This window comes from Pseudooceanicola lipolyticus, from assembly GCF_002786325.1.
In the GTDB taxonomy this organism is placed as follows: domain Bacteria; phylum Pseudomonadota; class Alphaproteobacteria; order Rhodobacterales; family Rhodobacteraceae; genus Pseudooceanicola_C; species Pseudooceanicola_C lipolyticus.
On the sequence record NZ_PGTB01000033.1, the window covers coordinates 1 to 22,899 of the forward strand.

Annotated in this window: 18 protein-coding genes; 6 read left to right on the forward strand and 12 right to left on the reverse strand. The window is 58.8% G+C overall.

Annotated features, from left to right (window positions below; translation table 11 throughout):
- Positions 1 to 190, forward strand: a 190-nt coding sequence (locus CVM52_RS26875; protein ID WP_205964934.1) for a hypothetical protein, incomplete at its 5' end; no start/stop codon positions are given.
- A 70-nt stretch (positions 191 to 260) separates the two neighbouring features.
- Here CVM52_RS26875 and CVM52_RS10620 read toward each other — a convergent pair.
- A complete protein-coding gene (locus CVM52_RS10620) occupies positions 261 to 2,135 on the reverse strand; it encodes a right-handed parallel beta-helix repeat-containing protein (protein WP_100162488.1) in 1,875 nt (624 codons plus the stop codon).
- Positions 2,136 to 3,944: 1,809 nt separating this feature from the next.
- On the opposite strand from CVM52_RS10620, the gene CVM52_RS26880 reads away from it, so the two are divergent.
- Together CVM52_RS26880 and CVM52_RS10625 are read left to right on the forward strand one after the other, a co-directional pair.
- The gene (locus CVM52_RS26880; protein ID WP_172720978.1) at positions 3,945 to 4,094 is read left to right on the forward strand and encodes a hypothetical protein; all 150 of its coding nucleotides are present in this window, start codon (positions 3,945 to 3,947) and stop codon (positions 4,092 to 4,094) included.
- Between the two features lie 522 nt (positions 4,095 to 4,616).
- Positions 4,617 to 4,829 carry a hypothetical protein gene (locus CVM52_RS10625; protein WP_100162489.1) on the forward strand — a complete coding sequence of 71 codons (213 nt, stop codon included), beginning with the start codon at positions 4,617 to 4,619 and terminating at the stop codon, positions 4,827 to 4,829.
- A gap of 669 nt (positions 4,830 to 5,498) precedes the next feature.
- Here the strand turns inward: CVM52_RS10625 and CVM52_RS10635 are convergent.
- The 10 genes from CVM52_RS10635 to CVM52_RS10680 form a co-directional block, all read right to left on the reverse strand.
- The gene (locus CVM52_RS10635) at positions 5,499 to 6,728 is read right to left on the reverse strand and encodes a cytochrome P450 (RefSeq protein WP_172720979.1); all 1,230 of its coding nucleotides are present in this window, start codon (positions 6,726 to 6,728) and stop codon (positions 5,499 to 5,501) included.
- A 25-nt stretch (positions 6,729 to 6,753) separates the two neighbouring features.
- Positions 6,754 to 7,863: an NADH:flavin oxidoreductase/NADH oxidase gene (locus CVM52_RS10640; RefSeq protein WP_100162492.1), complete on the reverse strand. Its 1,110-nt coding sequence runs from the start codon at positions 7,861 to 7,863 to the stop codon at positions 6,754 to 6,756.
- Positions 7,860 to 10,232 (reverse strand): penicillin acylase family protein, encoded by a 2,373-nt coding sequence (locus CVM52_RS10645; RefSeq protein WP_100162493.1) that lies wholly within the window; start codon positions 10,230 to 10,232, stop codon positions 7,860 to 7,862. The genes CVM52_RS10640 and CVM52_RS10645 overlap by 4 nt, the downstream gene beginning before the upstream one ends.
- 62 nt (positions 10,233 to 10,294) lie before the next feature.
- Positions 10,295 to 11,128, reverse strand: a complete 834-nt coding sequence (locus tag CVM52_RS10650) for a polysaccharide deacetylase family protein (protein ID WP_100162494.1) — start codon at positions 11,126 to 11,128, stop codon at positions 10,295 to 10,297.
- A gap of 19 nt (positions 11,129 to 11,147) precedes the next feature.
- On the reverse strand, positions 11,148 to 11,912 hold the full coding sequence (locus CVM52_RS10655; RefSeq protein WP_240620933.1) for an SDR family NAD(P)-dependent oxidoreductase: 765 nt from the start codon (positions 11,910 to 11,912) through the stop codon (positions 11,148 to 11,150).
- A complete protein-coding gene (locus CVM52_RS10660) occupies positions 11,905 to 12,675 on the reverse strand; it encodes an SDR family NAD(P)-dependent oxidoreductase (RefSeq protein WP_100162496.1) in 771 nt (256 codons plus the stop codon). Before CVM52_RS10660 ends, CVM52_RS10655 begins: the two co-directional genes overlap by 8 nt.
- Positions 12,668 to 14,329 (reverse strand): ABC transporter ATP-binding protein, encoded by a 1,662-nt coding sequence (locus CVM52_RS10665; protein ID WP_100162497.1) that lies wholly within the window; start codon positions 14,327 to 14,329, stop codon positions 12,668 to 12,670. Before CVM52_RS10665 ends, CVM52_RS10660 begins: the two co-directional genes overlap by 8 nt.
- A complete protein-coding gene (locus CVM52_RS10670; RefSeq protein ID WP_100162498.1) occupies positions 14,326 to 15,168 on the reverse strand; it encodes an ABC transporter permease in 843 nt (280 codons plus the stop codon). The genes CVM52_RS10665 and CVM52_RS10670 overlap by 4 nt, the downstream gene beginning before the upstream one ends.
- Positions 15,165 to 16,142: an ABC transporter permease gene (locus tag CVM52_RS10675; protein WP_100162499.1), complete on the reverse strand. Its 978-nt coding sequence runs from the start codon at positions 16,140 to 16,142 to the stop codon at positions 15,165 to 15,167. The genes CVM52_RS10670 and CVM52_RS10675 overlap by 4 nt, the downstream gene beginning before the upstream one ends.
- A 63-nt stretch (positions 16,143 to 16,205) precedes the next feature.
- Complete coding sequence (locus CVM52_RS10680) at positions 16,206 to 17,798, reverse strand: ABC transporter substrate-binding protein (RefSeq protein ID WP_240620934.1); 1,593 nt, start codon at positions 17,796 to 17,798, stop codon at positions 16,206 to 16,208.
- A 460-nt stretch (positions 17,799 to 18,258) separates the two neighbouring features.
- On the opposite strand from CVM52_RS10680, the gene CVM52_RS10685 reads away from it, so the two are divergent.
- The 3 genes from CVM52_RS10685 (at position 18,259) to CVM52_RS10695 (ending at position 21,073) form a co-directional block, all read left to right on the forward strand.
- Positions 18,259 to 19,356, forward strand: coding sequence for an NADH:flavin oxidoreductase/NADH oxidase (locus tag CVM52_RS10685; protein ID WP_100162513.1), 1,098 nt, complete (start codon positions 18,259 to 18,261; stop codon positions 19,354 to 19,356).
- Between the two features lie 30 nt (positions 19,357 to 19,386).
- Positions 19,387 to 20,172, forward strand: coding sequence for an IclR family transcriptional regulator (locus CVM52_RS10690; RefSeq protein ID WP_100162501.1), 786 nt, complete (start codon positions 19,387 to 19,389; stop codon positions 20,170 to 20,172).
- Between the two features lie 85 nt (positions 20,173 to 20,257).
- On the forward strand, positions 20,258 to 21,073 hold the full coding sequence (locus CVM52_RS10695) for an IclR family transcriptional regulator (RefSeq protein WP_100162502.1): 816 nt from the start codon (positions 20,258 to 20,260) through the stop codon (positions 21,071 to 21,073).
- Positions 21,074 to 21,583: 510 nt separating this feature from the next.
- On the opposite strand, the gene CVM52_RS10700 is transcribed toward CVM52_RS10695, so the two are convergent.
- Complete coding sequence (locus CVM52_RS10700; protein ID WP_100162503.1) at positions 21,584 to 22,354, reverse strand: class II aldolase/adducin family protein; 771 nt, start codon at positions 22,352 to 22,354, stop codon at positions 21,584 to 21,586.
- Positions 22,355 to 22,899 lie beyond the last annotated feature (545 nt).

Below are 22,899 nucleotides of genomic sequence, written 5' to 3' on the forward strand. Positions count from 1 at the left end.
CGCGCCGCGGCCCACGGTGCCGCGCACCACGGTGCAGCCGACACGGCCCAAACCCGCCGCACCCCCTGCCCCGGCGCAGCCCTCGGTGCAGGACACCTCGACGGGCACCGTGTTCAAGAACCCGCCGAACTATTGCCCGCAATTCGGCTCCACCCCCGATTGTATCGACGGCTCGCCAAGGCGCAATTGATCCCGGCCCCGGACATGAAAAACGCGCAGGCCGGGGCCTGCGCGTCGATCTGTTTTCAAATGCCCTGAAGTCAGAGCGTGACGAAGGTGTCGTCGCTTTCCAGAACCGCCAGGAAGGGCGAGATCGGTCCGCTGCTGAGCGCGGCGGCGTCGCTGTCCTGGGTGTTGGCCACCAGATCGGCGGGGGCCACCACGATCACCTCTTCGGTTTCCACGCTGGCCGCGGCGCCGGTGGAGCTGCCGAATTCGAAGGCATCGGCGGTCATCGTGGTGATCTCGACATCCGAAATGGTACCGTCGAACACACCCTTGTAGCCGGCCTTGCCGGTCTCGGAAGACCAGCCAAGCGCGCCCAGTTGCAGGTGCTCGCCATTGTTGACCCAGGACATGTCGAAATCGGCTTCGCCGATCAGTTCACCATTCAGCCAGGCCGCAACCTGACCATCGCCGAAGCTGACTTCGACATTATAGGTCTTGTGGGTCTGGATGTTCTCGGCCGTCAGGATCACATCGCTTTGACCATCCTGGAAGCGGACGTTCAGCGTGCCGTTGGCGACGTAGATGGTGAAGTGGTTGCCACCGCCGGTATAGCCCGCCGCATCTTTCGACAGGACACCGGACCAGCCGGCCACCCGATCGGCGTTGAAGTTCAGCGAAATGGTGCCGGACTCGATTGCCAGATCCTCGGTCGCCGCCAGTTCGACAACGTCGATCGCGTGCTGCACTTCCAGCGCGCCGGCGCGCGAGAACACCACCTTTTCCGTCATCACCGGTTCTTCCGGCTCGGGCTCGGTCACGCCACCCGAGGAATCCCCGGTCGACGGTTCCGACGGAGTCTCGGTTGTCGGCGTCTCGGTTGCGGGCTGCTCGCTCCCGCCACCCGTGTCGACTTCGTTCAGAAGATCGGCAATGAAGTCGACCGCGCCCATCTCGAGCGCTTCCAACTCGGACCCGACCACCGGGATGAAATCCGACCAGGCTGCGCCGGTGCCCTGGAACAGGGCGCTGAGATCGGCATCGCGGCCATAGATGAAGTTGTCGCCGATATTGGACGACTTGGTTTCATCATAGAGGATCTTCATGACATTGCCGGTCACCGTGGTGCCCGAGTTGTCATAGCCCGCCTTCTCGGCCAGCCGGATGATGGCGCCGCCACCATTCAACGGGATCAGCGTGTTGTTCTGAACGACAACGTTTTCTTCACCACCGTTGATGTAGATCGAGTTGACCGAGTTGACCGCGATCAGGTTCTCTTCGATCAGCAGGTCGGAATAGCCCCCTGCCCCCGGATCGGAGATGAAGATGCCCTGCGGCGTCACCGTCTTGTCGCCGGTGTCGCGGTCATCATACATCAGGTTCCGCCGGATGGTGATGTCATGCGGCGTTTCGCCGTTCACACCAAACATCTGGATGAAATCCGAGTGGTTGTATCCGCCGCCCTCGTCCCGATAGTCCTCGGGCTGGGTGTCGAAGAAATAGTTGCCTTCGACCAGGCCGTTATAGCTGTTGCCGGTGATCCGCATCAGGTCTTCCTGCGCGGTGTGGATCTTGTTGTCAGTGACCGAGAAGTCCCGGACACCGTTCAGCAGCATCGCATGGAAGCCGCCGTCGATGTCATTGTTGGTGACGGTCAGCCCGTCGACATCGCGCATATATACCAGCCCGTCGACCTCAGAGTCCGACAGAGCCACACCATCCGAATAGTAGGCTGCGAAGACATCGACCTGGATGTCGCTGAAGCTGAGATTCGCAGCCTTGTTCATGATGATCTGATCGAAGGTTGCCCCTTGCGGATTCTCCGCAGTGATGGTGACAGCCGACGCAAATTTCGCCGAGATATTGATCGTTCCGTAGTCCCCGTCCTTGAGAACGATCGTATCGCCGCCGCTCGCCGACCCCAGTGCCTTCTGCAACTCGGATCGGTTGCTAACCGCAATTACAGTCATAGAATCAGTGCCCTTCCTGGTCCCCAGTTTGAAACATTATGTGACCTGCTCACCCGATAGCGTCGCTGGCGTCAACAATCACTTGTTCGACTCGGCGGATTTTCGCGAAAATCCGGCATCAAACGGACGTATTTCGCCGATTTTGTTCCCGGGCGATTGTCAAATCGCCAAATTTGCCTTTGGGAGGTCAATTTGCGACCCGCCGGAGCAGGAGATTACCGCTGCGTTAATTTTCAATTTACAGGCGATTTCCGCCGGATGCTCGCCTTTAACGAGCAGATCCATCCGGTCTGACAACGCGAGGCGGAACCGGGCCACGCGGTCAGGATCGCTCTATTGCCGCGCTGCAGCATCGCGGCCGTAGATATTGTATCCGCACCTAGGTATCGGCCTTTCGTGTGCGGTACGCCCTGTATTTGCCATAGTATGGTAAAAGCCAGGTTAACGCGGGAGTTCCGCCTGGACAGCCGTCTTGCGACATCTTGGCGACGCCGGCCGAGCCTCCCGCGGAGCCTGCCGCAGGGGACCGGATTCAGCCCGCGCATGACTGCCACACCCCGCAACAGAGGTTTCCCACTTCGCGCCCAGTTGCTGGATTTTTGTTAAATATAGCCTCGGAATTTTGGCGGGACTCGGGCTGGAAAATTTGATCAATGAGACTTCAAACCGTTAATACGCCTTTAATCCAAAATTTGAGATGGCTCACGCTGTCGTGACGCGACATCAAATTAATGCAATTCAATAAACATTATTATAAAGGTGGATAATTGATCTCCAAGCAGAAATAAAAGTTGATGACGCGAAGCAAATTCAAAAAGAAAATAGTATTTAGATTTCTCGCGATTCTCGGATACCTCGCTTCATCGCTTCCGCCGCCGCAAACATTACCGGGTCGGCCCATCGCTTTGCCCGGCCACTCCGTAGCAGACCGTTCTGCAACGCCCCCGGTTCGGGACCCCGACCGGGTTCGCGAACCCCCGCCCCCGAGGCAGGCCCCCGGCCTGCACGAAAGCCGAAGCCGGCCGCGCCGCCACGTGGGATCAACCGGGAAGCTCGGGAGAACAGATGGTTATACCGCGAAGCTCACCCACCTTTGCCTCGATGCCCCCGGTCACGCCACGGGCACGCCCCCACTCCGCAGTCCATCTGGCTTGGCTCTGGGTCAATTCGCTGCCGGTTCCCGGAGGCCTCGCGTGGCTTTTTTCCAACAGATCCGAACTTGTTTATTTCCAGTAATTGCATTTCACGCGGAAAACTTTAATTCGTTAACCTTCGCGTTAGATTCGGTGACCCGGCCAAGCTGGAAACCGATCACAAGTGTATTACCTGTGGAACCAAAACCGCACTTCTATTGCAGAGTGCAGCCAACGCCTCGGGCGCGGAATCACCTGCGCAATCTCATCCATTATGGTTAGCGCGATACTATCCAGATTTAGTAGGGTGCATCGACCACACCACCACGTAAGGTTACGAGAGCGAGAGCGAGAGCTTATCAGAATTGCTTGAATTCGTTGGGGCAAGCCGGGCCGCGGCTATGTCAGCCCCGCGGGAGGCGCCGAGTGCTTGGTGCGGTCGAGAGACACTAAACCGTTAACCACGGCTGTTGCATGCTGTCAGAATTTTCCCCTAAACTGTAGGCATTTGTAACGCTCGCTGTCGGACGGTGTTCCATAGAATAGCCCGCCAACGCGGACTCACTTGGGGGGGGGCCATTTGGGGGACCGAGCAAAAACAAGCTGACCCTGGTCGCGATCCAGAACGCGCTGGACGGCAAGTTTCAGAACGGTGTCGGGTTGATACTGATCAAGAATGGCGGCGGAAGATGGGCTCGGCTCGATTGACGACCTAACCCTGGCCGCCGTGCGCAAGGCGCGGGACGAATGCGCCCGCGTGTTGGCCGTTGGGCGCGCTCCGATTTCCGAGCGTGAGCTCGCACAGGAGCAGATCATCGCCGACTAGTAGCGCTTCGATCATACGTTCGAAGACACGCCGAGATCGCCTTCGAGGTGAAAAAGATGAAACTGCGCGGCAAGTGGATGTCGCCGATCCGCGTTCACATGACCCCCAAATGCGGTCTCCTACAGAAGTCGAAGCTCCCCCCAACCGATATTCGGGCGGCTCTGGCGCCGATCTGGCGCCGATCTGGCGCGAGAAACCCCGACCGCGATGAAATGCGTCGAGCGGACCCGGTTCATATTTTCTCACGCCAAGCTCCGGCGTCGACTACAACCCCGACACGGTGAAGAAGGCAAAGACGATGCTGGGAGAGGTCATGCACAAGACGGTCTCGATCACCGCCTCCCCCTGGCGAGAGAACGCGGATCTGTTCCTAAAGCTCAAAGATCGCGGCTGCTTGCACCAATGCCTGCGCTGGGTCATCCTGACCGCGGTGCGTAGTGAAGGAGCGACGCAGGCGCTATGTAGCGAGATCGACGGCGATATATGGACGGTGCCGGCCGTCCGATTAAAGGCGAGAGAGGGATGCAGACCGATTTCCGCGTGCCGCTGAGCGGCCCCGCGCTAGAGATCGCGCGGGAGGCGGCAGAATATTCGGAAAACTTCCTGTTCCCCGGTCATATGGGACGGAAGGGTGGGACCGGAACCGCGCTGCAAAAGGCGCTGAACCAGATCGGTGAATCCGGGCGTCCGCACGGATTCCGCACGAGCTTCCGGACCTGGGTGCAGGATACCTAGGCGGCGAGCTTCGATGTCGCCGAGACGGCCCTCGCCCACATGGTCGGGAGCAAGGTGGAGCGCTCCTATGCGCGTTCCGATCTACTAGAGACTCGTCCTGGGCTGTTGGACAAATGTGCCTGCTTCGTCAAAAGAGAGAGCGCCGCTGTCGTGGCGTTCAGGCGCTGACGACCCGATGCGCCAGTTCCATCTCTACTGCCCCTGCGGGCAATCGGAGCGGCTCCTCTGCGGCGCGACAATAGACGCTCTCATCGAACTGGACCGCCTATCGGAGATCGCGGCAACGAAACCCACCGTGCCCCCGAGGTCGCCCAGTTCGAACACACCGACGGTTTCTTCAACCGGCGGCGCGAACACGCAGCAAAAGGCTGGAAGGCTCTCGCGACCTTCGAACAGAAAGCCGCTAACCATGAGCACTTGATCAAAACTGAACCGTGACATGCCGGGAAAATTGGGCTGTGCTTTGACACCTGCCCCCAAGGCCTCGGCTGTTTCCTAGTAAATTGAAGACTACTGCCCTGTTCCGACAGGTCACATTAAACAGTCGAACGCTTCCTTGACTACGCCGACATCACAGCAATTCTCGGCTGGCTCCGCCATTTGCCAACAAGACATAGGCTCGAAAACACGACCGCAAGCAGAGGAACGCCAAATCGTGCTCTTGGGTCATCAAGCTGATCGCAGCTCTACCGGGACGGAGTCGAAGCTTCGCAAGTTATTGTTTAGCCGTTGGCGTACTGGGCCGCAGGGGGTTATGGTGCGGACCCGCTCGGCCAGCGCCTGCAAGATTAATTCACCCTCCATTCGGGCTATCATCTGGCCGATGCACATATGCACACCGTTGCCAAGGGCCAGCTGGGCCTGCGTTTTTCTATTGAGATCGAAAACATTTGGGTGCTCGAATGCATCAGGATCCCGATTGGCAGCGCCCAGCATAACGATGATCTTGTTGTTCGCCGAGACGACGCAACCGTCGCCGAAATCGACGTCTTCCATCGTAAGTCGGCAGATGCTCTGAATTGGCGTTTCCAGTCGCATTGCCTCATCGAAAGCCACTCGGATCCTCTTCGGGTCGGCGCGAAGAGCCAGGTACTGGTCGGGCGCCTGCGCCAGATAGTGGATCGCTGCCGCGATCGTTGCAGACGTCGTGTCCAACCCACCCCGCAGGAAGGATCGGATCAGAAGCGGCGCAATTTCAGGTGCGATCTCTCCGCGATCGGCGGCTTCATAAATCTTCAGGCCAAACCCGCCTGGCAAAAGTGACTCGCGCTGCATCTGCTGGTTGTTCCAGTCCATGATCCGTGCGGCTTTGGCCTCGGTTTCCAGAAGTCGAGCGTTGCGCGGCCCCTGGCTGTCGAAGTTCAGGGCACCTAACAGAAACAGATTATCGCGCCGCTCGGGGCTGTCGGCCCAGCCGATTGCAGTGGGGAAAACTTCGGAGACGAAAACCTCGGCAAGATCGCCGACGGCGTCGATCGGACCGGCATCTACGAGGTCGTCAATCAACTTTTCAGCGCGGCCGCTAAATGCTTCACGCCATTCGCGGATGACCTTTGGCGTCAAGATTCGCTGCAACGCGGTACGCACTCTGGTATGGTCGGGGGGATCAACCTCCAGAATGGGGCTGGGCGCGCGCCAGGCATCAGGCGAGCGCACATCGGCAATGCCGGCCCCCGATGTGGATGAAAACCGTTCCCAATCCTTGAGGGCCCGTCCGACATCCCGGTGACGTCCCATTGCGAAAACGCCGTAGCGCGGCATGAATACCACCGGCCCAGCCTGCCGAACCTGATCGAACATCGCGAATGGACTTTCCAGCGTGGCGTCGTCATACGGATCGATATCGAGGCGCGGAATTGTGTCAGAAACGACAACCTGGGTGCTACTGAGAAGGGGCATGGCTCTATCCTTTTGCATCTGCTTCTCAACAAACCTTCAACGCGGGATCCGCCATCTGCCAGCCCGCCCAGGCCGGATGACCGGCCCGCTGGGCCTGCACCGGCAACGATGGGTTGGCCCCCAGCCGATATGCGGCCCACCAGCCCCAGCGAGGATTCGCCAGAAAGGCGCGGGCCAACGCCACCATGTCAGCCTTGCCCGAAGCGATGACATCTTCGGCCTGTTCCGGTGTGGCGATCATGCCAACGGCCCGCACTGGCATGCTGGTTGCGGACTTCACGGTTGCCGCAAAATCCACTTGGTAAAGCGGGCCCACCTCAACCTTTTGTGCGGGATCGATCCCGCCTGAGGTCACATCGACATAATCGCATCCGGCGGCCTCAAGTGAGCGCGCAAGGGCTACCGCATCCTGAGGGACTAGCCCGCCCTCGATCCAGTCGGATGCGGTGATCCGCATGCCAACTGCAACTTCGGGGGCTGCAGCACGGGTGGCCTGCAACACCTCGATCAGCAGGCGCATTCGGTTTTCGGAATTGCCACCGTAGTCGTCGGTGCGCTTGTTGGTCACGGGTGAGTGGAACTGATGCAGAAGATAGCCATGTGCAGCGTGTATCTCGATTAGGTCGATGCCGGCGCGAACAGCGCGCGCAGCGGCCTGGGCATGTGCGTCGATCAGCGCGCGAATATCTTTAGGCTCCATCTCCCGCGGAATTGGTCCGGACCCAAGTGCTAGAGGCGACGGAGCCATGGTCGGCCATGCCCCCTCGGCAGATGTCAGCGCCAAGCCGCCGTTCCAAGGGACTTGCATTGCCGCCTTGCGTCCGCCATGGCCGATCTGCACCCCCACCCGCGCCGGTCCAACCGCGCGCAATAGCGCGACCGTCTCCGCCAGCGCGGATTCGGTCCTGTCGTCGTACAGTCCGCAGTCGCCGTGCGAGCATCGGCCCTCGGCAGTGGGTGAAGTCATTTCGATCATGACCAGACCCGCCCCGGAATTGGCCAATCCGCCCAGATGTGCCTTGTGCCACTGGCCGTGCGCTCCATCTTCGGCGCTATATTGCGCCATAGGGGCGACCACCAGGCGGTTGTTCAGCTTCAAGGGGCCAAGTTCAATCGGAGAGAACAGTTCGCTCATTTCGTGTCCACTGCTATCAGCGTAATACGCTGGGAAACGGCGGCATCGATGGCCGCGTCAGAATACAGAAAGGGAACGTATTCACCACGCGCCCATGGCTCGAAGAGGTTATCGTAGAATGGGCTTCGCGGGTCGCCCGACTGCCCCGGGGCAGTGATGCAACGCGACTTATCCCAGTCCCCCACATCCAGCACGAACCTGACCGAAGCTCCCGTGGTCACGCGAAAGTCGCTTTCACGATACGCGGCATGCATGATGGTCGAGGCCGACCCGGGCTTGGGCGCGGGTCCGACGTCGGCCAGATCGATCCAGTTAGAGCCGAGATCGCGGGATAGGGGATGTTCGAAATAAGCATGGTGCAACTTGCCCCACGCCCATGTCGATGTATCGGGTCCGAATTTCTCCGTCAAATCGTACAGCGTTCCACGCAATGTGCTGGCTAGCAAGGAGTTGCGACCGGCCTCAGGGTCTGGGCCAAAGGGTGCGGTGGGAGTTTCCAACGCTGACAGCAGTCCTTCGACGTCACCGGGAAAAAGCAGCCCGTGCAAAGCCGGATCGGGAACGAACAGGCTGAAAAGCGCGGGCTTCAGCCGTTTGTGGAGCCACCATTCCTGGATCAGGCCGGCGGTTGACCCGACTGAAAGCATGCAATCCCAGTCCAGCAAAAGCTTGATGATGGCGGCCAATTCCGGGTCGCTTTTGATCTCGGCCGTCCGCAACAGTTTTTGCAGGCGCATCCCCGGCCACGAGAACGTGTCCGTTTGCAGAGCACAACTTTCATCCAGACTGTGGTCCTCAGAGTTTCCCAACACATCGTGGAGGCGCAGAGCGCGGCTTTTTTCCAGCCATTCATAGCCGATCTGAGTGATTTCATGCTGCCAGTCGTCTGGAAGGTTCGCCTCGTTCGCGGAGGCGACATATCGCGTTTCCGGATTCACTTGGCTTGGCATCTTGTCCAACGGTACCATGCCATCCCACTCAAATTCGCCATTGCCGGGGACGGGCAACAGGCCGTCCCATTCAGGTCGCACCGGGGTGAAGCCGTAGGGCAGCCATGCGATATTTCCCGAGGTATCCGCGTACACATGGTTCAGCGCCGGGGCACCAAACCGGGCAACACCTTCGCGGAACTCGTCGAGGTCGCGTGAACGCATGGTGGAGACACCAGCCAGGTAGGCGCAGGTCCCCGGCTCCCACCAGACCGATCGCAATGCATAGGCGCGGGACTTCTCGGGTTGAGCCAGCAGTACGGGACCGTGGCGGGTAAACAGCAGGTCATGCGTCTCTGTCGCATGGCCGCGGATCTCAAATTCCTCGGGAATTACGGTCATCGCCTCCCAGGCATCTGCGAAGCGATATTCCAAAGGGTTATCCGGGTTGGTTTCGTATTGATAAATGTCTTCCTGGTCCGAGCCGAAGATCGTCGCCGTGAAAGCGCAGGTGCCGTTGTGCCCCATGCACAACCCAGGTGCGATCGGTTCGCCGGTGCCAATTACATTAAAGCCCGGGGTGCGCAGATGCACCAAGTACCTCAAAGCCGGAACTGCGTGCATTCGGTGCGGATCTCCGGCGATCACCGGACGTCCAGTCGAAGTTCGCGCCCCCGCCACAGCCCAGTTGTTTGACCCTGTCCAATGCGCGTCCTCGATGACCTCGGCCAGTGAATTCACAAAGCGCCACTTTGAAGCCTCGGCCCGGGTGGCATTCAGGCGACCCGGGTCGAAGCTGACGCCGGCTGTAGCGAGCTTGAAGCGCTCCAGCACCTCTAAAGGCACATCTTCGAATTCGATACCGCCTGCATTCCTGGGGGTCACACGAGGCTCGAGATTCTTTCGGAGCAAATCGGCTTCGGCCGTAGCTTCCGACAGGACAACACAACGCAAAACCTCGGAAATCGCGTTACGGGTCAAAGCGTGGCTGCGGATGCGTACGACATCCTCTGGCTGCCACTTTTCGGGCTTAGATCCGGTCTTGTCGAATTCCGGCGGTAGCCGCTCCGGCTCGGCCGCACACAGATCGATCCACGCATTGATGCCGGCGACGAAAGCTGTGCAGATCTCCTCCATGTCATCGGCATAAGCGCGATACTCGGCCTCGATATCGCCACGATACAGAAAAGCGCGGGCCGCGATGTCCTGCTCAAGAAATCCGGGGCCGAACGAAGCGGCCAGCCTGCCCAGCCCGCGCTTGCGCCAAAGGTCCATCTGCCACAGCCGGTCGCGCGCAGCATTGAACCCTTGGAGATAGAAGCCATCCATGGTGGACCGGGCGCGCAGATGGGGAATACCCCACGTGTCGATCAGAATCTCGGCATCGCTCTGCAATCCACTGACCTGCAGCGTTTCGTCCTCAAGGGCAAGGTCTTTCATTACACGGGTCCAGTCCGGTTGTCTGTGACGGTCCCGGGTTGTCCGAGACCGGAGCGTTTGGTTCAAGCGGCTTCGGGTTCGCCGGCAGCGATCCAGGCCTCGGCGACTTCCGTTCCGGTCGCGAACCATACGTTGGGGAAAGTGCGGATAAAGGCGATCAGCTCGCGCAGCATCGCGATTCGCGAAGGACGGCCAGTGATTTGCGGGTGAAAGATGATGTTGTACAATCCGCCCCAACGGTACAGTTCCCGAAACTCATCTTTGTAGATGGCCAGCAAGTGTTGGTTGGGAAACATCGGGCGGGGGCTCGCGACGGAGAACAGCGCGTAGGGCGCATCGTCCAGCGACCAGTGCCATGGAAGCTCTACCGGGCCTTTGGAACCGTCTTCGAACCGATGGCGATAGGGCATTACATCATTCATCAGGGACGAATTGTACAGCATCTCGTGTTGCGCCAGCAATGTGAAGAGGCCCGAACTGACTTCACCTGCCGGCGACCGGTATCCGCGCGGACGAATACCCAAGACCTTATCGAAGGCCTCAAGGCCCCGTTCGAATTCCTCGACTTCTGCAGCGGGATCGTCCGACACCCAGCGGTGCGAGTACGAGTGGTGCGCCACCTCATGGCCCGCCTTCACCACCGCCTCACAGCGCTCAGGATGGTTTTCGACGGTCCATCCAGGGATGAAAAAGGTGCTTTTGACCCCGGCGTCGGCGAGCGTATCAAGTATCTTCGGCACCCCCACCTTGGCACCGTATGTCCCTTGGCTCAGGATACCGGGGCGCGCGGCGTTGGCCTTGTCCCGCGAGGTCCACAGCGTTTCGGCGTCGAAATCAAAGGTCAACATAACGGCACATCGGGCACCATTGGGCCATTTCACTGAAATATCGTGCATCGTGATCCTCCTATAGGGCTCATTCGGTCGAAAATGGCGCGTGTCGCGTGGCCAGGAAGCCACCATCAACCGGCAGGACCGCCCCAGACACGAAGGAGGCCTCGTCAGAAGCCAAAAAGGCAATGACGGCAGCCTGTTCGTGGGGCTGTGATATGCGGCCCAACGGGATAGGCGCGACCTGCAGCTGCCGGTATCGCGAGCTTTTCAGGTGTTCCTGCGTCATTTCCGTGGCAACGACACCGGGCGCGATGGCGTTCACGGTTATGCCCTTGGGCCCCAGTTCGGTGGCCAATTGGCGGCTGAACTGGGCGATTCCGGCCTTGGCCACACCATAGCCGATGGTTCCCGCATTGCCGATCATTCCGAAGATGGAACTGACGTTGACGACCCGTCCGCCGGGACGACGCAGACGTGGCGACAGGTCGCGGGTCAGGCTGATAACGGCCCGAAGATTCACTTCGATCAGCCGAAGCAGATGTGCATCATCGGAGTCGGGTAAAAGCCGCGAACCGCCGATGCCGGCGTTGTTCACCAATATGTCCAGCGGACCAACGTCCATCCCGTCCAATTGTGCCAGCACACTGGCGGAAGCGCCGGGCTCCGCCAAGTCCAGAATCAGGCCCGTCTGGCCCATTGCATTGGCTGTTTCTTCGACTTGGTCCAACTGGTCGACAAGAAGGACACGCGCACCATCCTGCGATAAACGCAACGCGGTAGCGGCACCGATGCCCCGCGCCGCACCAGTAACAACGGCAGTTCGACCTGCGAAACGCGGTTTAGGCAAGGCGTCCTCCGTCGATCGGAAGCGCGATACCGGTGGTGAATGACGCGGCATCACCAAGAAGATAGCTCACGGCGGCGGCGACCTCGTCAGGTTCTCCCATACGTCCCATCGGATGGACCGCGGCAATGCGGCGCCGACGTTCAGCTTGGGCTTCGGGCCCATTCGCGAATGCGATACTGGATTCTAGCATCGGTCCGGCGATGCTGCCGGGGCACACACAATTGATGCGGATGTTCTGATCCGCGTGGCTGAGCGCCAGCGTGCGGGTCATCATGACCACGGCGGCCTTGGTGACCGAATACAAAGGCACATCGGCCGAGGCCTGCATGCCAGCGGTAGATGAAAACAGGACAACCTCGCCCGCGCCACCGATCTTCATCTGGGGAATAATGGCCTTACAGATCCGCCAGACAGCGCGGACATTCAGGTTGAAAAGGCTGTCAAATTCATCCTCGGTCACGTCGATCAAGGGCTTCATTGGACCAAACAGCCCCGCAGTTGCCACCAGCCCGCGTACGGGTCGGTCAAATGCCCGTGCAGAAAAGTCGGCCAGCTTATCGACCGTCTTGCCGTCTGCTACGTCGCCGACAAAACCTTTTGCGCCTGGGCATTTCTCCAGCGTCCCCTCCAATGCTTCGACAGACAGATCAGCAAGGACAAGATCAGCGCTGAGAGCGGACAAAGCCTGCGCTGTTGCACGCCCAAGCGCCCCGCCCGCGCCGGTGATCAGGATCGTCCGTCCTGCCAAATCCGCATTAGGCATTGGTGGGCTCCACCTTGGGGCGCGTCTTTGACGCAGTAGCATTCGTAGCGCTGCTTCGCAGAGCCGTATCGCCGCCTGGGACCGAGGCAAAGAGTTGGCGCGTGTAGCTGTGCTGGGGTGCGCCAAACAGATCGGCGGCGGGCTGAAGCTCGACTACCTCACCTCGCTGCATGACTGCGATACGGTCGCAGATCTGGGCCGCCACTCGTAGATCGTGGGTCACGAACAACATGGCCAAGCCCAACCTTTTTTGAAGGTCGGCCAGTAGTTTCAGAACCCGGGACTGGACCGAAACATCGAGGGCCGACACCGCTTCGTCCGCGATCAAAAGGGCGGGTTTCAAGGCAATGGCTCGCGCGATCCCGATGCGTTGACGCTGTCCGCCGGAAAACTCGTGCGGATAGCGGTCTGCGGCCTGCTCAGGCAAGCCGACCAGTTTCAGCAATTCGCGCGCTTCCTTCATGGCCACTTCCCTGCTTAGGCCATGAGTCTCCGGACCTTCGGCAATAATCCTGCCAACTTTCCGCCGCGGGTTCAGCGAGGCGTAGGGGTCCTGAAACACCATCTGGATCTTCGACCGTGCTTGGCGGAGCTCAGCCGACCTGAGGTCAAGAAAGGAAGTTCCGTTGATCGAGACCTTACCGGATTCCGGTTCGATCAGGCGTACGATACACCGCGCGGTCGTCGACTTACCCGAACCGGATTCGCCCACAATACCCAATGTTTCGCCACAGCGGATTTCCAACGATACATCGTTGACCGCCTTGACCAACCGCCCGTTACCAAACATGCCTTTCCGACCGAAAGTTTTTTTTAGGTTGCTGGCCTTCAGCACTGTTGGCGCATCACCCAAGGGTCGCGGAACTGGGGGAATCAGCGACGGTACGGACGCAATCAGCGCCTTGGTATAGTCGTGCGTGGGCTGGTTCAGCACCACATCGGCCGGCCCCTGTTCCACTGCAATACCCTGCTGGAGCACCACAACCTTGTCGGCGATTTCGCGGACCACCCCGAAATCGTGCGTTATCAGCATGACAGAGGTGCCGTGATCACGCCGCAGGCGGTCGATCAGCTTCAGGATCTGGGCCTGAGTAGTCACATCCAGCGCGGTTGTAGGCTCGTCCGCAATTAACAACTTGGGACTTAGGGCAAGGGCCATTGCGATCATGACGCGCTGGCGCTGCCCGCCTGACAATTGATGGGGGAAAGCCTTGGCGATTAACCTGGGATCTGGCAGCCCCATTTCTTCCAACAGGGCTTCGATGCGGGAACGGGTGACTTTGGACTTCTGGCCGTGAGCCATGAAAACCTCTTCCATCTGGTCCCCGATCTTCATCACCGGGTTCAGTGATGTCATCGGTTCCTGGAAGATCATGCCGATGTCACGGCCGCGAATGCGCTGCATCGCTGCGGTGTCGGTGACTGGAACTTCGGTTCCCGAGAGGCGGATACTACCGCCCGCTACCTTCACCGTATCCGGCAGCAACCCCATTACTGCGTGGGCGGTCATGGTCTTTCCCGACCCGGATTCCCCGACCACGCACATGGTTTCTCCTGTTTTTATGGTCACCGAGAATTTCTCGACGGCGTGGGCCCGATCCGAGTTCGCGGGAAGCGCTATCGACAGGTCGGTGATCTGAAGAACGGCAGTCATTTCCGTCCCCTTTCCTTTAAACGAGGATTGAGGAAATCGTTCAGACCCTCGCCCACAAGGTTCAGGGCAAGCACCGTCAAAAGGATGGCGACCCCGGGAAAGAAGCTGATCCACCAGCCATCGAGAAGTCTGGTTCGCCCGGCGCCGACGACGTAGCCCCAGGTCATCATGTCTGGGTCACCAAGCCCGAGAAACGACAGCGCTGATTCTAGCAATATCGAGCTCCCGACCATGAGAGAGGCCATCACGATCAGCGGTGCAATCACGTTCGGCAATACCTGCGTGAAGAGGATCCGGGTCGATGTTTGCCCGATTACAATGGCAGCTTGCACATATTCCCGCGACCGTAAGCTCAACACCTCGCCGCGCACCAACCGCGCGACGGGCGGCCAACTGACAATAGATATCGCCATGATGATCGACAGGAAACTCGGCTCCAAAATGGCGACGATCACGATCGACAGGGCAAAGGCGGGAATAGTCTGGAAGAACTCAGTGACGCGCATCAGAATGTCGTCGGCCCAGCCACCGAAATAGCCTGCCATCGCACCGATCGGCACACCGATCAGCAGCGATACGACAGTGGCCACCAGTCCGACAATCAACGACGCGCGTGCGCCATGAAAAACAGCTGAGGCAACGTCGCGACCCAACACATCGGTGCCAAAAAGGTACCTGCCGGAAAAAACCTCTGGCGGGATCATCGGCCTGGCCACCATACGCCAGGGACTTTGCGGAAACAGCAGTGGGGCGGACAGGGCGCAGCCGATGATAACCACCAGCACGACCAGGCCGATGAAGCCACCACGATTTCGGGCGAAATGTCTAAGCGATCTCATCGGGCGATCTCGATTCGGGGATCTGCAAAGCGATAAAAAAGATCCGTAATGATGTTGAATAGTACGACCAGCGCCGAGCAGACGAAAAACACCCCCAAAAGCACCTGGTATTCTCGTTGCATCAGGGCGTCGAACAACAGCCGCCCAATGCCAGGCCAAGCAAAGATAGTTTCGATCAGCACTGCACCACCAACGATCTGACCAGCTTGAAGGCCCGCCAGCGTGACTACCGGCAGAATGGCGTTGCGCGCTATGTGTCGGCGCGTGATGTATCCTTCGCCTAGCCCCTTGGCGCGGGCGGTCTTGATAAAATCTGCGCCCGCGATTTCGAGGGTCGAAGCGCGCATGATCCGAGCGTAAAGCGCCGTGTAAAAAAGGCCCAGCGTTGTCGCGGGTAGGATGAGATGGCGGCCGACGTCGATGATATGCGCCCAACCGGAGTAGTTCGCGCCGACCGTGGCATAGCCGATGTTGGGCAACCAGCCCAGTTTTAGCGCGAACAGGACCTGGCCTAGAAGGGCGATCCAGAACAGGGGCATCGCGTAGAAGATCAGCGCAAATATTGTGATCAACGTGTCTTGCAGGGTGCCGACCCTGCGCGCCGCCAGAACCCCCAAAACCACCCCCAGTATCAGCGACACGACGAAAGCTGTGCCCGTCAGCAGCAAAGTGGCAGGGAGACGCTCGGCGATCATGTCCAACACGGTACGGTTGTTGCGGGCCGAATGCCCCAGGTCCAGCGTAGCGATACCCTTCATGTGGATCCACAGCTGTTCGATCACCGGCTTGTCCAGTCCAAACCGTTCACGCAGTTGCGCGATGTACACAGGATCGGCCGCTCCAGATTCACCCGCCAGTACACTGGCCGGATCGCCGGGGGCGATGCGGATGAGGAAAAAGTTCATCACGGCGATCGCCAGAAGGACTAGTATGCCCTTTAAAACGCGCGTCAGGGTGAAACGGAGAGTATCCATCGGCCTCAATCCAGGGGGTACAGGCAGGTCGTCCTCGCCCGGTTCGGACGAGGACAAGGCGGATCAGTCGTCTATCCATGCTTTCAAAAGGCCATCATTGGCCCCCGAAGCGGTGGTTATGTACTCTTTGACATTGCAATGGGTGACCGTCGGGAAGTTCACATCCACCGACCACAGGGCCGGCATCTCGTCCGCGACCATCTCGTGGATCTGCTTGTAGATTGCCGGGCGGTCGGCCGCAGGGGCTATGGCGCCTTCTTCCCACAGTGCGTCGATCTCGGGGTTCGCATAGCCACCAATGTTCGAGAACGGGTTGCCGACATCAATGGTCGAAGACACCCACATCCGTGCCACGCCCAACGCCGGGTCACCGTATTGGTAGGTCCAGTTGTTGGTTATGTCAAAGTCGCCCGAACTGGCACGCTGGTTCCAACCGGCAGGGTCGGTCGCGATCATCTTGATATTCACGCCGACGTCATTGAAATTCTGGCGGGCAATCTCGGCAGTCCGGATCCAATTTTCGCCATATGGCGTTGGCATCAAACGCAGCTCCTCTCCATTATAGCTGGAGGCCTCGATCAACTCGCGCGCTTTGTCCGGGTCGAATTCATAAGGATAGTCTGAATTTTTCGGGAAGAATTTGGTCCGAGGGGAGATTGGGCCGGTGCCGATTTCACCGTAGCCGCCCCAGACAACGTCCCGGATGAATTCCGTGTCCAGCGCATACATCAACCCCTGACGAAATGTCTTGTCGGCCAAAGGTCCAGACCGAACATTCAACTGGAAATATGATTGAGGCGCAAAGAGCTCCCAGCCTTCTGTGGTGACGCAGACGTTGTCGACCTTTGACAAGCGCTCCACATCCGCGCTTTCCAATGAACCTCCGGTCATCACGTCGACTTCGCCGGTTTCGAAGGCAATCGCCCTGGAGGCAGCATCAGGGATGAACCTGAAAATCGCTCCGTCCAGGCGAGGCAAGCCATCTATATAGTAGTCCTCGTTTTTGACCAGTTCGACATGCGACCCATTCACCCACTCTTTGAATTTCATCGGGCCGGTGCCGATAGGCGAGTTGTTCATTGGGTTTGCGGCAATGTCAGTCCCCTCATAGATATGAGCAGGAACGATAGGCATTGACCCGTTTTCAAATACCATAAGCACAGGATCGAAGATGTGCTTGAGCGTAAGGGTGACTTCGAATTCACCCGTTTTCTCGATTTTCTCAACATGGTCGGCATTGATGGTTCGCCAACGCGGGTTTACCTGCAGCAAGAAGTCTGTGAGCGAAAACATCACGTCATCTGCCGTGAAAGGTGTGCCGTCATGCCAGGTCACGCCTTCACGGATTTTGAAGGTGTAGATTGTTTCACTGTCGTCGACCGTCCAGGATTCGGCCAGAGAGGGTATCGGCTCAAGTTCAGGCGAGAATCGCAGCAAAGATTCCAAGATGTTGCCCGAAACCATCTGCGTCGGAGTGTTGGTCACAAGACCAGTTAGCAGGCTGGGCGGTTCCGGCGTGACGACCACCTGAAGGACCCCACCTTGCTTGGCTTCCTCTTGGGCATAGGCAGCTAGGGCCACCACTGATGCCAAGGCAGAACTGAGAAGCACGTTTCTAAGAGACACTGTGAGCATTTTTGTTTCCCTATTGGTCATTTGAATCGGCCTTTTCGCCAGCTTGAACTGGACTGTTTTCGCCTGCCGTTCGGCAGTGGCACGAGTTGCTTGGTATTGCTGTATTCTTCCCACCTGCCAGACACGCCGTACCGAGTTTCTGCCCCGTCCGGCCCTTCTTGAGATCGAAGGTCGAAGACGGAGGATCATTAGGGCGACAAACTGCGGAGACCCCACTATTTGGTACGGAAGAATTGAATAGCGATACCTTCATGTCATTATTCGTTGCATCCTGTTTTCGTTCTGTCAATAATCTTTGTGTCAGTCAGTTCGCACTGATCCGAGTGCCGTTAACTCGACCGGACAGCGGAACCGCTTGGCATAATCGGCAAGCCCTGACCCCAAATCCTGGGGCTCCCTGGCGACGTCAGAATGGAAATATATGTCTACTTACAAAGCCTTATCCGAAAGATGGGGCCTTGCACGATTGAAGGAGCTCTTTATGTCGACTCAAATGTTTGAGCCAATCAAGCTTGCAGATGTCCAATTGAAGAACCGCGTGGTGCTCGCCCCGATGTGTCAGTACAGTGCCACGCCTCAAGGGAGCGTAACGGATTGGCATTTCGTCCACTGGGCGCAGTTTCTACTGGCCGAGGCCGGTCTGCTCATTATTGAAGCGACGGGCGTGCAACCGCAGGGGAGAATCACATCAGCCTGCGTTGGGCTGTATGACGACGAAAACGAGGCTGCGCTGAAGTCGGTGCTGGAACGGGTGCGTCCCTTCGGCGATGCCCCGATCCTATTGCAGTTAAGCCACGCGGGCAGAAAGGCAGCACAGCCCGTTCCGGGAGCAGATGAAAAGCAGGGGGAGATAATCAACGATAAATGGCTGGTCGAAGGACCGTCGCCTATCGCCTTTGGGGATGGCTGGCAGGTTCCTCACGAAATGAGCGAAGCAGAAATTGACGCGCTGGTGGTGGCTTTTGGCGAGTCGGCACAGAGAGCGGTTCGGGCGGGCGTTCAAGGTATCGAGATTCATGCCGCCCATGGCTATCTTCTCAGCAGTTTCCTGTCACCTTTGGCCAACCGGCGGACTGATGCATACGGCGGTTCGTCTGAAAATCGAAGACGCCTGCCACTGCGTGTCTTCGACGCGGTGCGGGAAGCGTGTCCACTCGGCATGCCCGTCGGAATGCGGATAAACGGCACCGACTGGTCCGAAGGCGGCATAACCCTGGAAGATGCCATCGACCTTGCACGTGCACTGGCAGATCGCGGCTGTGACTTCCTCGACGTTTCGACCGGCGGCAATGCACATGCGCGCATACCGGTTGGCCCCGGCTATCAGTTGTCATTTGCCGATGCAGTGCGCCGAGCCTCCGGTCTTCCTACTATTGCAGTGGGCATGATTCGTAGCCCGCTGCATGCCGAAGCCATCATTTCCTCGGGCCAGGCTGATATGGTGGCGCTCGGCCGGGGCTTTCTAAATAATCCGCGCTGGGTTTGGCATGCAGCCGAGTCACTCGGCGTTGATCTGGAAGTGGCGCAGCCGTATGCATTTGGCGCAACCTCTGCCTACAGACCGACGCGTGGTCGCTGAGTTGGCGCATCACACAATGCCGGAGGCCCTATGATCAAGCACCGATATCCGCAGGTCGACGAAAACTTGCGCGTGAAGACCGCCGACCGGGTTCTTGATGTCCTGGAGTGTTTTGCCGCGCCGCCAAATCAAAAGTCGCTTGGTGAAATTGCAGCGGCAACCGGTATCAACAAAAGTGCGGTTCAACGTATCTGTCGCACCCTGGTCGGGCGCGGTTATTTGGAACAGAGCCAAGAAGCGCGGCTGCGGCTCGGTCCGGCTCTGCTGGAGCGCTCCTTTGATTTCCTTCGCTTTAACCCCCTGATCGAAAGGGGCAGTCCCATTCTGCTCGACCTGCGGCGTGAAACGAAAGAGCGAGTCGACCTCAGCTTATTCGATCCTTACCATGACAACCTGTCAATTATATACGCCTTCCGGCTGCAGAGTAAGCGGGAAACACTGTATGCCACTCTGTCAGGAAGGCGCTTTCCGGCGGCAAGCACCTCTGGGGGGCGCGCATGCATGGCGCATCTGCCTGATCAGACCATTGACGAGATCATAGATTTGTCAGACCTGAAACGGATCACGCCTCAGACCATCATTGACCCAGAGGGCATATGGGAAAAGATCCGCTTTGGGCGCGAGCATGGTTATTGCCTTGCTGTGGAAGAGGCGCTTCTGGGCGAGATCGTGCTGGCCGCCGCCGTTCTGAACAGCCACGGCCAGCCTATCGGCGCAATTCATATCGCCGGATCGCTGAATACATGGACTCCGCAGGATTTCTGCGACCGCTTTGCCCCTCTTGCAATGTCTGCCGCGCAAGCCATCAGCGGTTGAAGGCGAATGCGGCAGGAGATCCCAATTGCCCTTTTAGTGTGCCACTGCTACCTACGGCCGAACCAGTCACTCAGCGAGATTGCAAATGGCAAAGTCCGGCCCTACCAAAAGGGACGTTGCTGTTCCTCACCCGCGAGTTGATCGCGAGGGCCTAGACGAAAGACTTTATCTTCAATCCCTCGGGCGGGCGCTGGATGCTCTGGACACCTTCGGTTCTGCCCATCGCGCCAAGTCTCTGAATGAGATCGCATCCGATCTGGGTGTCACCAAGAGCGCAGCACAACGCACCGTCTATACCTTGCTTGCGCATGGGTACCTCGAGAAGGCAAGCGGCACAGGGTACCGGCTTGGGCGGCAGGTGCTATGCAACAGCTTCAATTTTTTGCGGATGGATCCTTTGGTCCAACGCGCAGCCCCCGTACTGACGCAGTTGAGACAAGCCTCGAACGAGCGGGTTGACCTGACCCTTTTCGAAGAAACCACGGTGATCTACGCGCTAAGGTATCAAAGTAAACGTGAAAGCTTGCATACAGCCCTTTTGGGTCGCAGGTTGCCCTCGTTTTTGTCGGCTGGAGGACGAGTTTGCCTAGCCAACCTGTCCGACGAGGTCGTAGACGACATTCTCGCAAACTCAGAACTGATCGCCTCGACGCCACGCACCATCACTAGCGTGCCGGAGATCTGGTCGAAGATCACCGCAGCCCGCGAAGACACCTACGCATTCGCTCAGGAAGAGGCCGTAATGGGGGAAGTCGAAGTTGCCGCAGCAATTTTGGATCAGAGCGGTAAACCGGTCGGCGCCGTCCATATCTCGGGACTGTTGAGCGATTCCGATGAGAGTTCGTTTCGAGCCCAGTTCGCCCCACTCGTGCTTGAGGCTTCGAGGGTACTGGGAGCTTAGAAGTTAAGTCCCGGTATACGGTATATGGGGTTGCTGATGAATTTGCCCATATTAGAAAGAGCTCTCTCCCCGATCTGTCAGACAAGATCAAAGGCTTCAACGCGCGGTTGCTGACTATGGCGATGCAGGAGGCTCATAAGATAATCTAGAGCGTGGAACATGGTGCAGAGCTTAACGCGACTAGGCACATTCGGCGGGTCTCTGCGGATCCGATCGATAAAGACCTGCGTCTTCAGGATCGCATCAGCCAGAGCTTCGACGTCTGGCTTCGGTATTCCAGCCGTTCAGCTCGGCCCGCCGGTGATGGAGACGGTACCAAATTCTCGACTTCAGAACGCTCCCATCTCTTCCGGGGGTGAATCATCTGCGTGCGGTAGACGTAACGCACGTCGGTGTGGCCCAGCGTCAACTTTCACGGGTCGCATTCCACCAACATGCGGTGCACCTCGCCGCGCGCCACTGACTTTGAGGCTTGGTTCATTCGGACCTCGATCGTGGCGTGTTGCCCTGTTAGCGGCGGTACTCGGGGGCGATCGCGTCCAGCCGGCGCAGATACGCCTGCCATTCGGAATCGGACCTGCCATTCCGCTCAATGCTATCGTAGGCCTCGGCGTACTGGCGCGCCGTGTGCTCGGCCACCGCTTCGGGCATCACCACCGGCGTCAACCCCATGCTCAGCGCCGCGACCTGCGCCTTGCAGGACCTCTCTAGGTTCAACGCCAGCTTGACCGCTTCGGCCACCGACCGGCCCAGCACCAGCGTGCCGTGGTTGCGCAGCAGCATGACCTGCTTCTCGCCAAGATCGGCAACGATGCGCTCGCGCTCGGCCAGATTCAGCGCGATGCCCTCGTAGTCGTGAAAGGCGATGCGGTCGTGGAACTGCGCCGACCACTGATTGAGCGGCAGCAACCCCTCCTCAACCGAGGACACCGCGACCCCGGCCACCGTGTGTGTGTGCAGCACGCAGACCGCGTCATGGCGTGCCATATGCACCGCCGAATGAATGGTGAATCCAGCGGCATTTACCCCTGCTCCGTACGGGTCGTCGATGACCACTCCCGTCTCATCGATCGTGACCAGATTTCCGGCTGTCACCTCGTCGAACCGAAGCCCGTAGGGATTGAGCAAGAACCGCGTCTCGCCCTCGAGCCCGTCGGGTAACCGCGCCGAGATATGCGTGTAGATTCCGTCGTCCATGCCGTGCAGCGCGATCAGCCGGTAGGCCGCCGCGAGATCTCGCCGCAGCGCCGCAATACTGTCGCTCCGTGTGCCGTCCGCCATGTATGCCGTCCCTTTCATTGCGGTTTCAAAAGGAAGGCCATCGAAGTTGGTCGAGTCAAGTGAATTGTCGACAATCGCCGTTCCAGCAATTTGATTTATTGCGACCCAGCGGCCGAGGCAGGCAAATTCATGGCAGAGATGCAGGACTGCAAGGGCTTCGCACCGCTTGATAGCGAGACACTTTTGCAGCAATAGAAGCGACTGCTCAGCTAGGTGATCGTTTCCAAACAGCTTCCAGCCAAGCAGTGGCTGTCGGAAGCCGTCGTCGTGTGTCGACTGGGTGCCAGGTGCGTTCCGGTGCGCGTAGCAGCGCGCCTGCTCGTGAACTCGGGCCTCGTGAGCTATGTGCCTCGCCGGGGGCTTCGTCCGCAAAGGTCACCTCTTGCGGGTTCGAAGACCGCTACAAACTGCGCCTGATAATCGCGGTCCCGACGGTGAGGCGGCTGATGCAAGTCGTACCAACCCGGCAAATAGACGAGATCACCGCATCGTCGGCCCGTGCTTCGATACAGCCATGCAGATCAAGCCGGACATGGAGTTCCTTC

Excerpts from the sequence above, each read along its gene's own strand:
- CVM52_RS10620 (WP_100162488.1), bottom strand. The coding sequence starts at position 2,135 with ATGACTGTAATTGCGGTTAGCAACCGATCCGAGTTGCAGAAGGCACTG.
- CVM52_RS26880 (WP_172720978.1), top strand. The coding sequence starts at position 3,945 with ATGGCGGCGGAAGATGGGCTCGGCTCGATTGACGACCTAACCCTGGCC.
- CVM52_RS10625 (WP_100162489.1), top strand. The coding sequence starts at position 4,617 with ATGCAGACCGATTTCCGCGTGCCGCTGAGCGGCCCCGCGCTAGAGATC.
- CVM52_RS10635 (WP_172720979.1), bottom strand. The coding sequence starts at position 6,728 with ATGCCCCTTCTCAGTAGCACCCAGGTTGTCGTTTCTGACACAATTCCG.
- CVM52_RS10640 (WP_100162492.1), bottom strand. The coding sequence starts at position 7,863 with ATGAGCGAACTGTTCTCTCCGATTGAACTTGGCCCCTTGAAGCTGAAC.
- CVM52_RS10645 (WP_100162493.1), bottom strand. The coding sequence starts at position 10,232 with ATGAAAGACCTTGCCCTTGAGGACGAAACGCTGCAGGTCAGTGGATTG.
- CVM52_RS10650 (WP_100162494.1), bottom strand. The coding sequence starts at position 11,128 with ATGCACGATATTTCAGTGAAATGGCCCAATGGTGCCCGATGTGCCGTT.
- CVM52_RS10660 (WP_100162496.1), bottom strand. The coding sequence starts at position 12,675 with ATGCCTAATGCGGATTTGGCAGGACGGACGATCCTGATCACCGGCGCG.
- CVM52_RS10665 (WP_100162497.1), bottom strand. The coding sequence starts at position 14,329 with ATGACTGCCGTTCTTCAGATCACCGACCTGTCGATAGCGCTTCCCGCG.
- CVM52_RS10670 (WP_100162498.1), bottom strand. The coding sequence starts at position 15,168 with ATGAGATCGCTTAGACATTTCGCCCGAAATCGTGGTGGCTTCATCGGC.
- CVM52_RS10675 (WP_100162499.1), bottom strand. The coding sequence starts at position 16,142 with ATGGATACTCTCCGTTTCACCCTGACGCGCGTTTTAAAGGGCATACTA.
- CVM52_RS10680 (WP_240620934.1), bottom strand. The coding sequence starts at position 17,798 with ATGACCAATAGGGAAACAAAAATGCTCACAGTGTCTCTTAGAAACGTG.
- CVM52_RS10685 (WP_100162513.1), top strand. The coding sequence starts at position 18,259 with ATGTCGACTCAAATGTTTGAGCCAATCAAGCTTGCAGATGTCCAATTG.
- CVM52_RS10690 (WP_100162501.1), top strand. The coding sequence starts at position 19,387 with ATGATCAAGCACCGATATCCGCAGGTCGACGAAAACTTGCGCGTGAAG.
- CVM52_RS10695 (WP_100162502.1), top strand. The coding sequence starts at position 20,258 with ATGGCAAAGTCCGGCCCTACCAAAAGGGACGTTGCTGTTCCTCACCCG.
- CVM52_RS10700 (WP_100162503.1), bottom strand. The coding sequence starts at position 22,354 with ATGGCGGACGGCACACGGAGCGACAGTATTGCGGCGCTGCGGCGAGAT.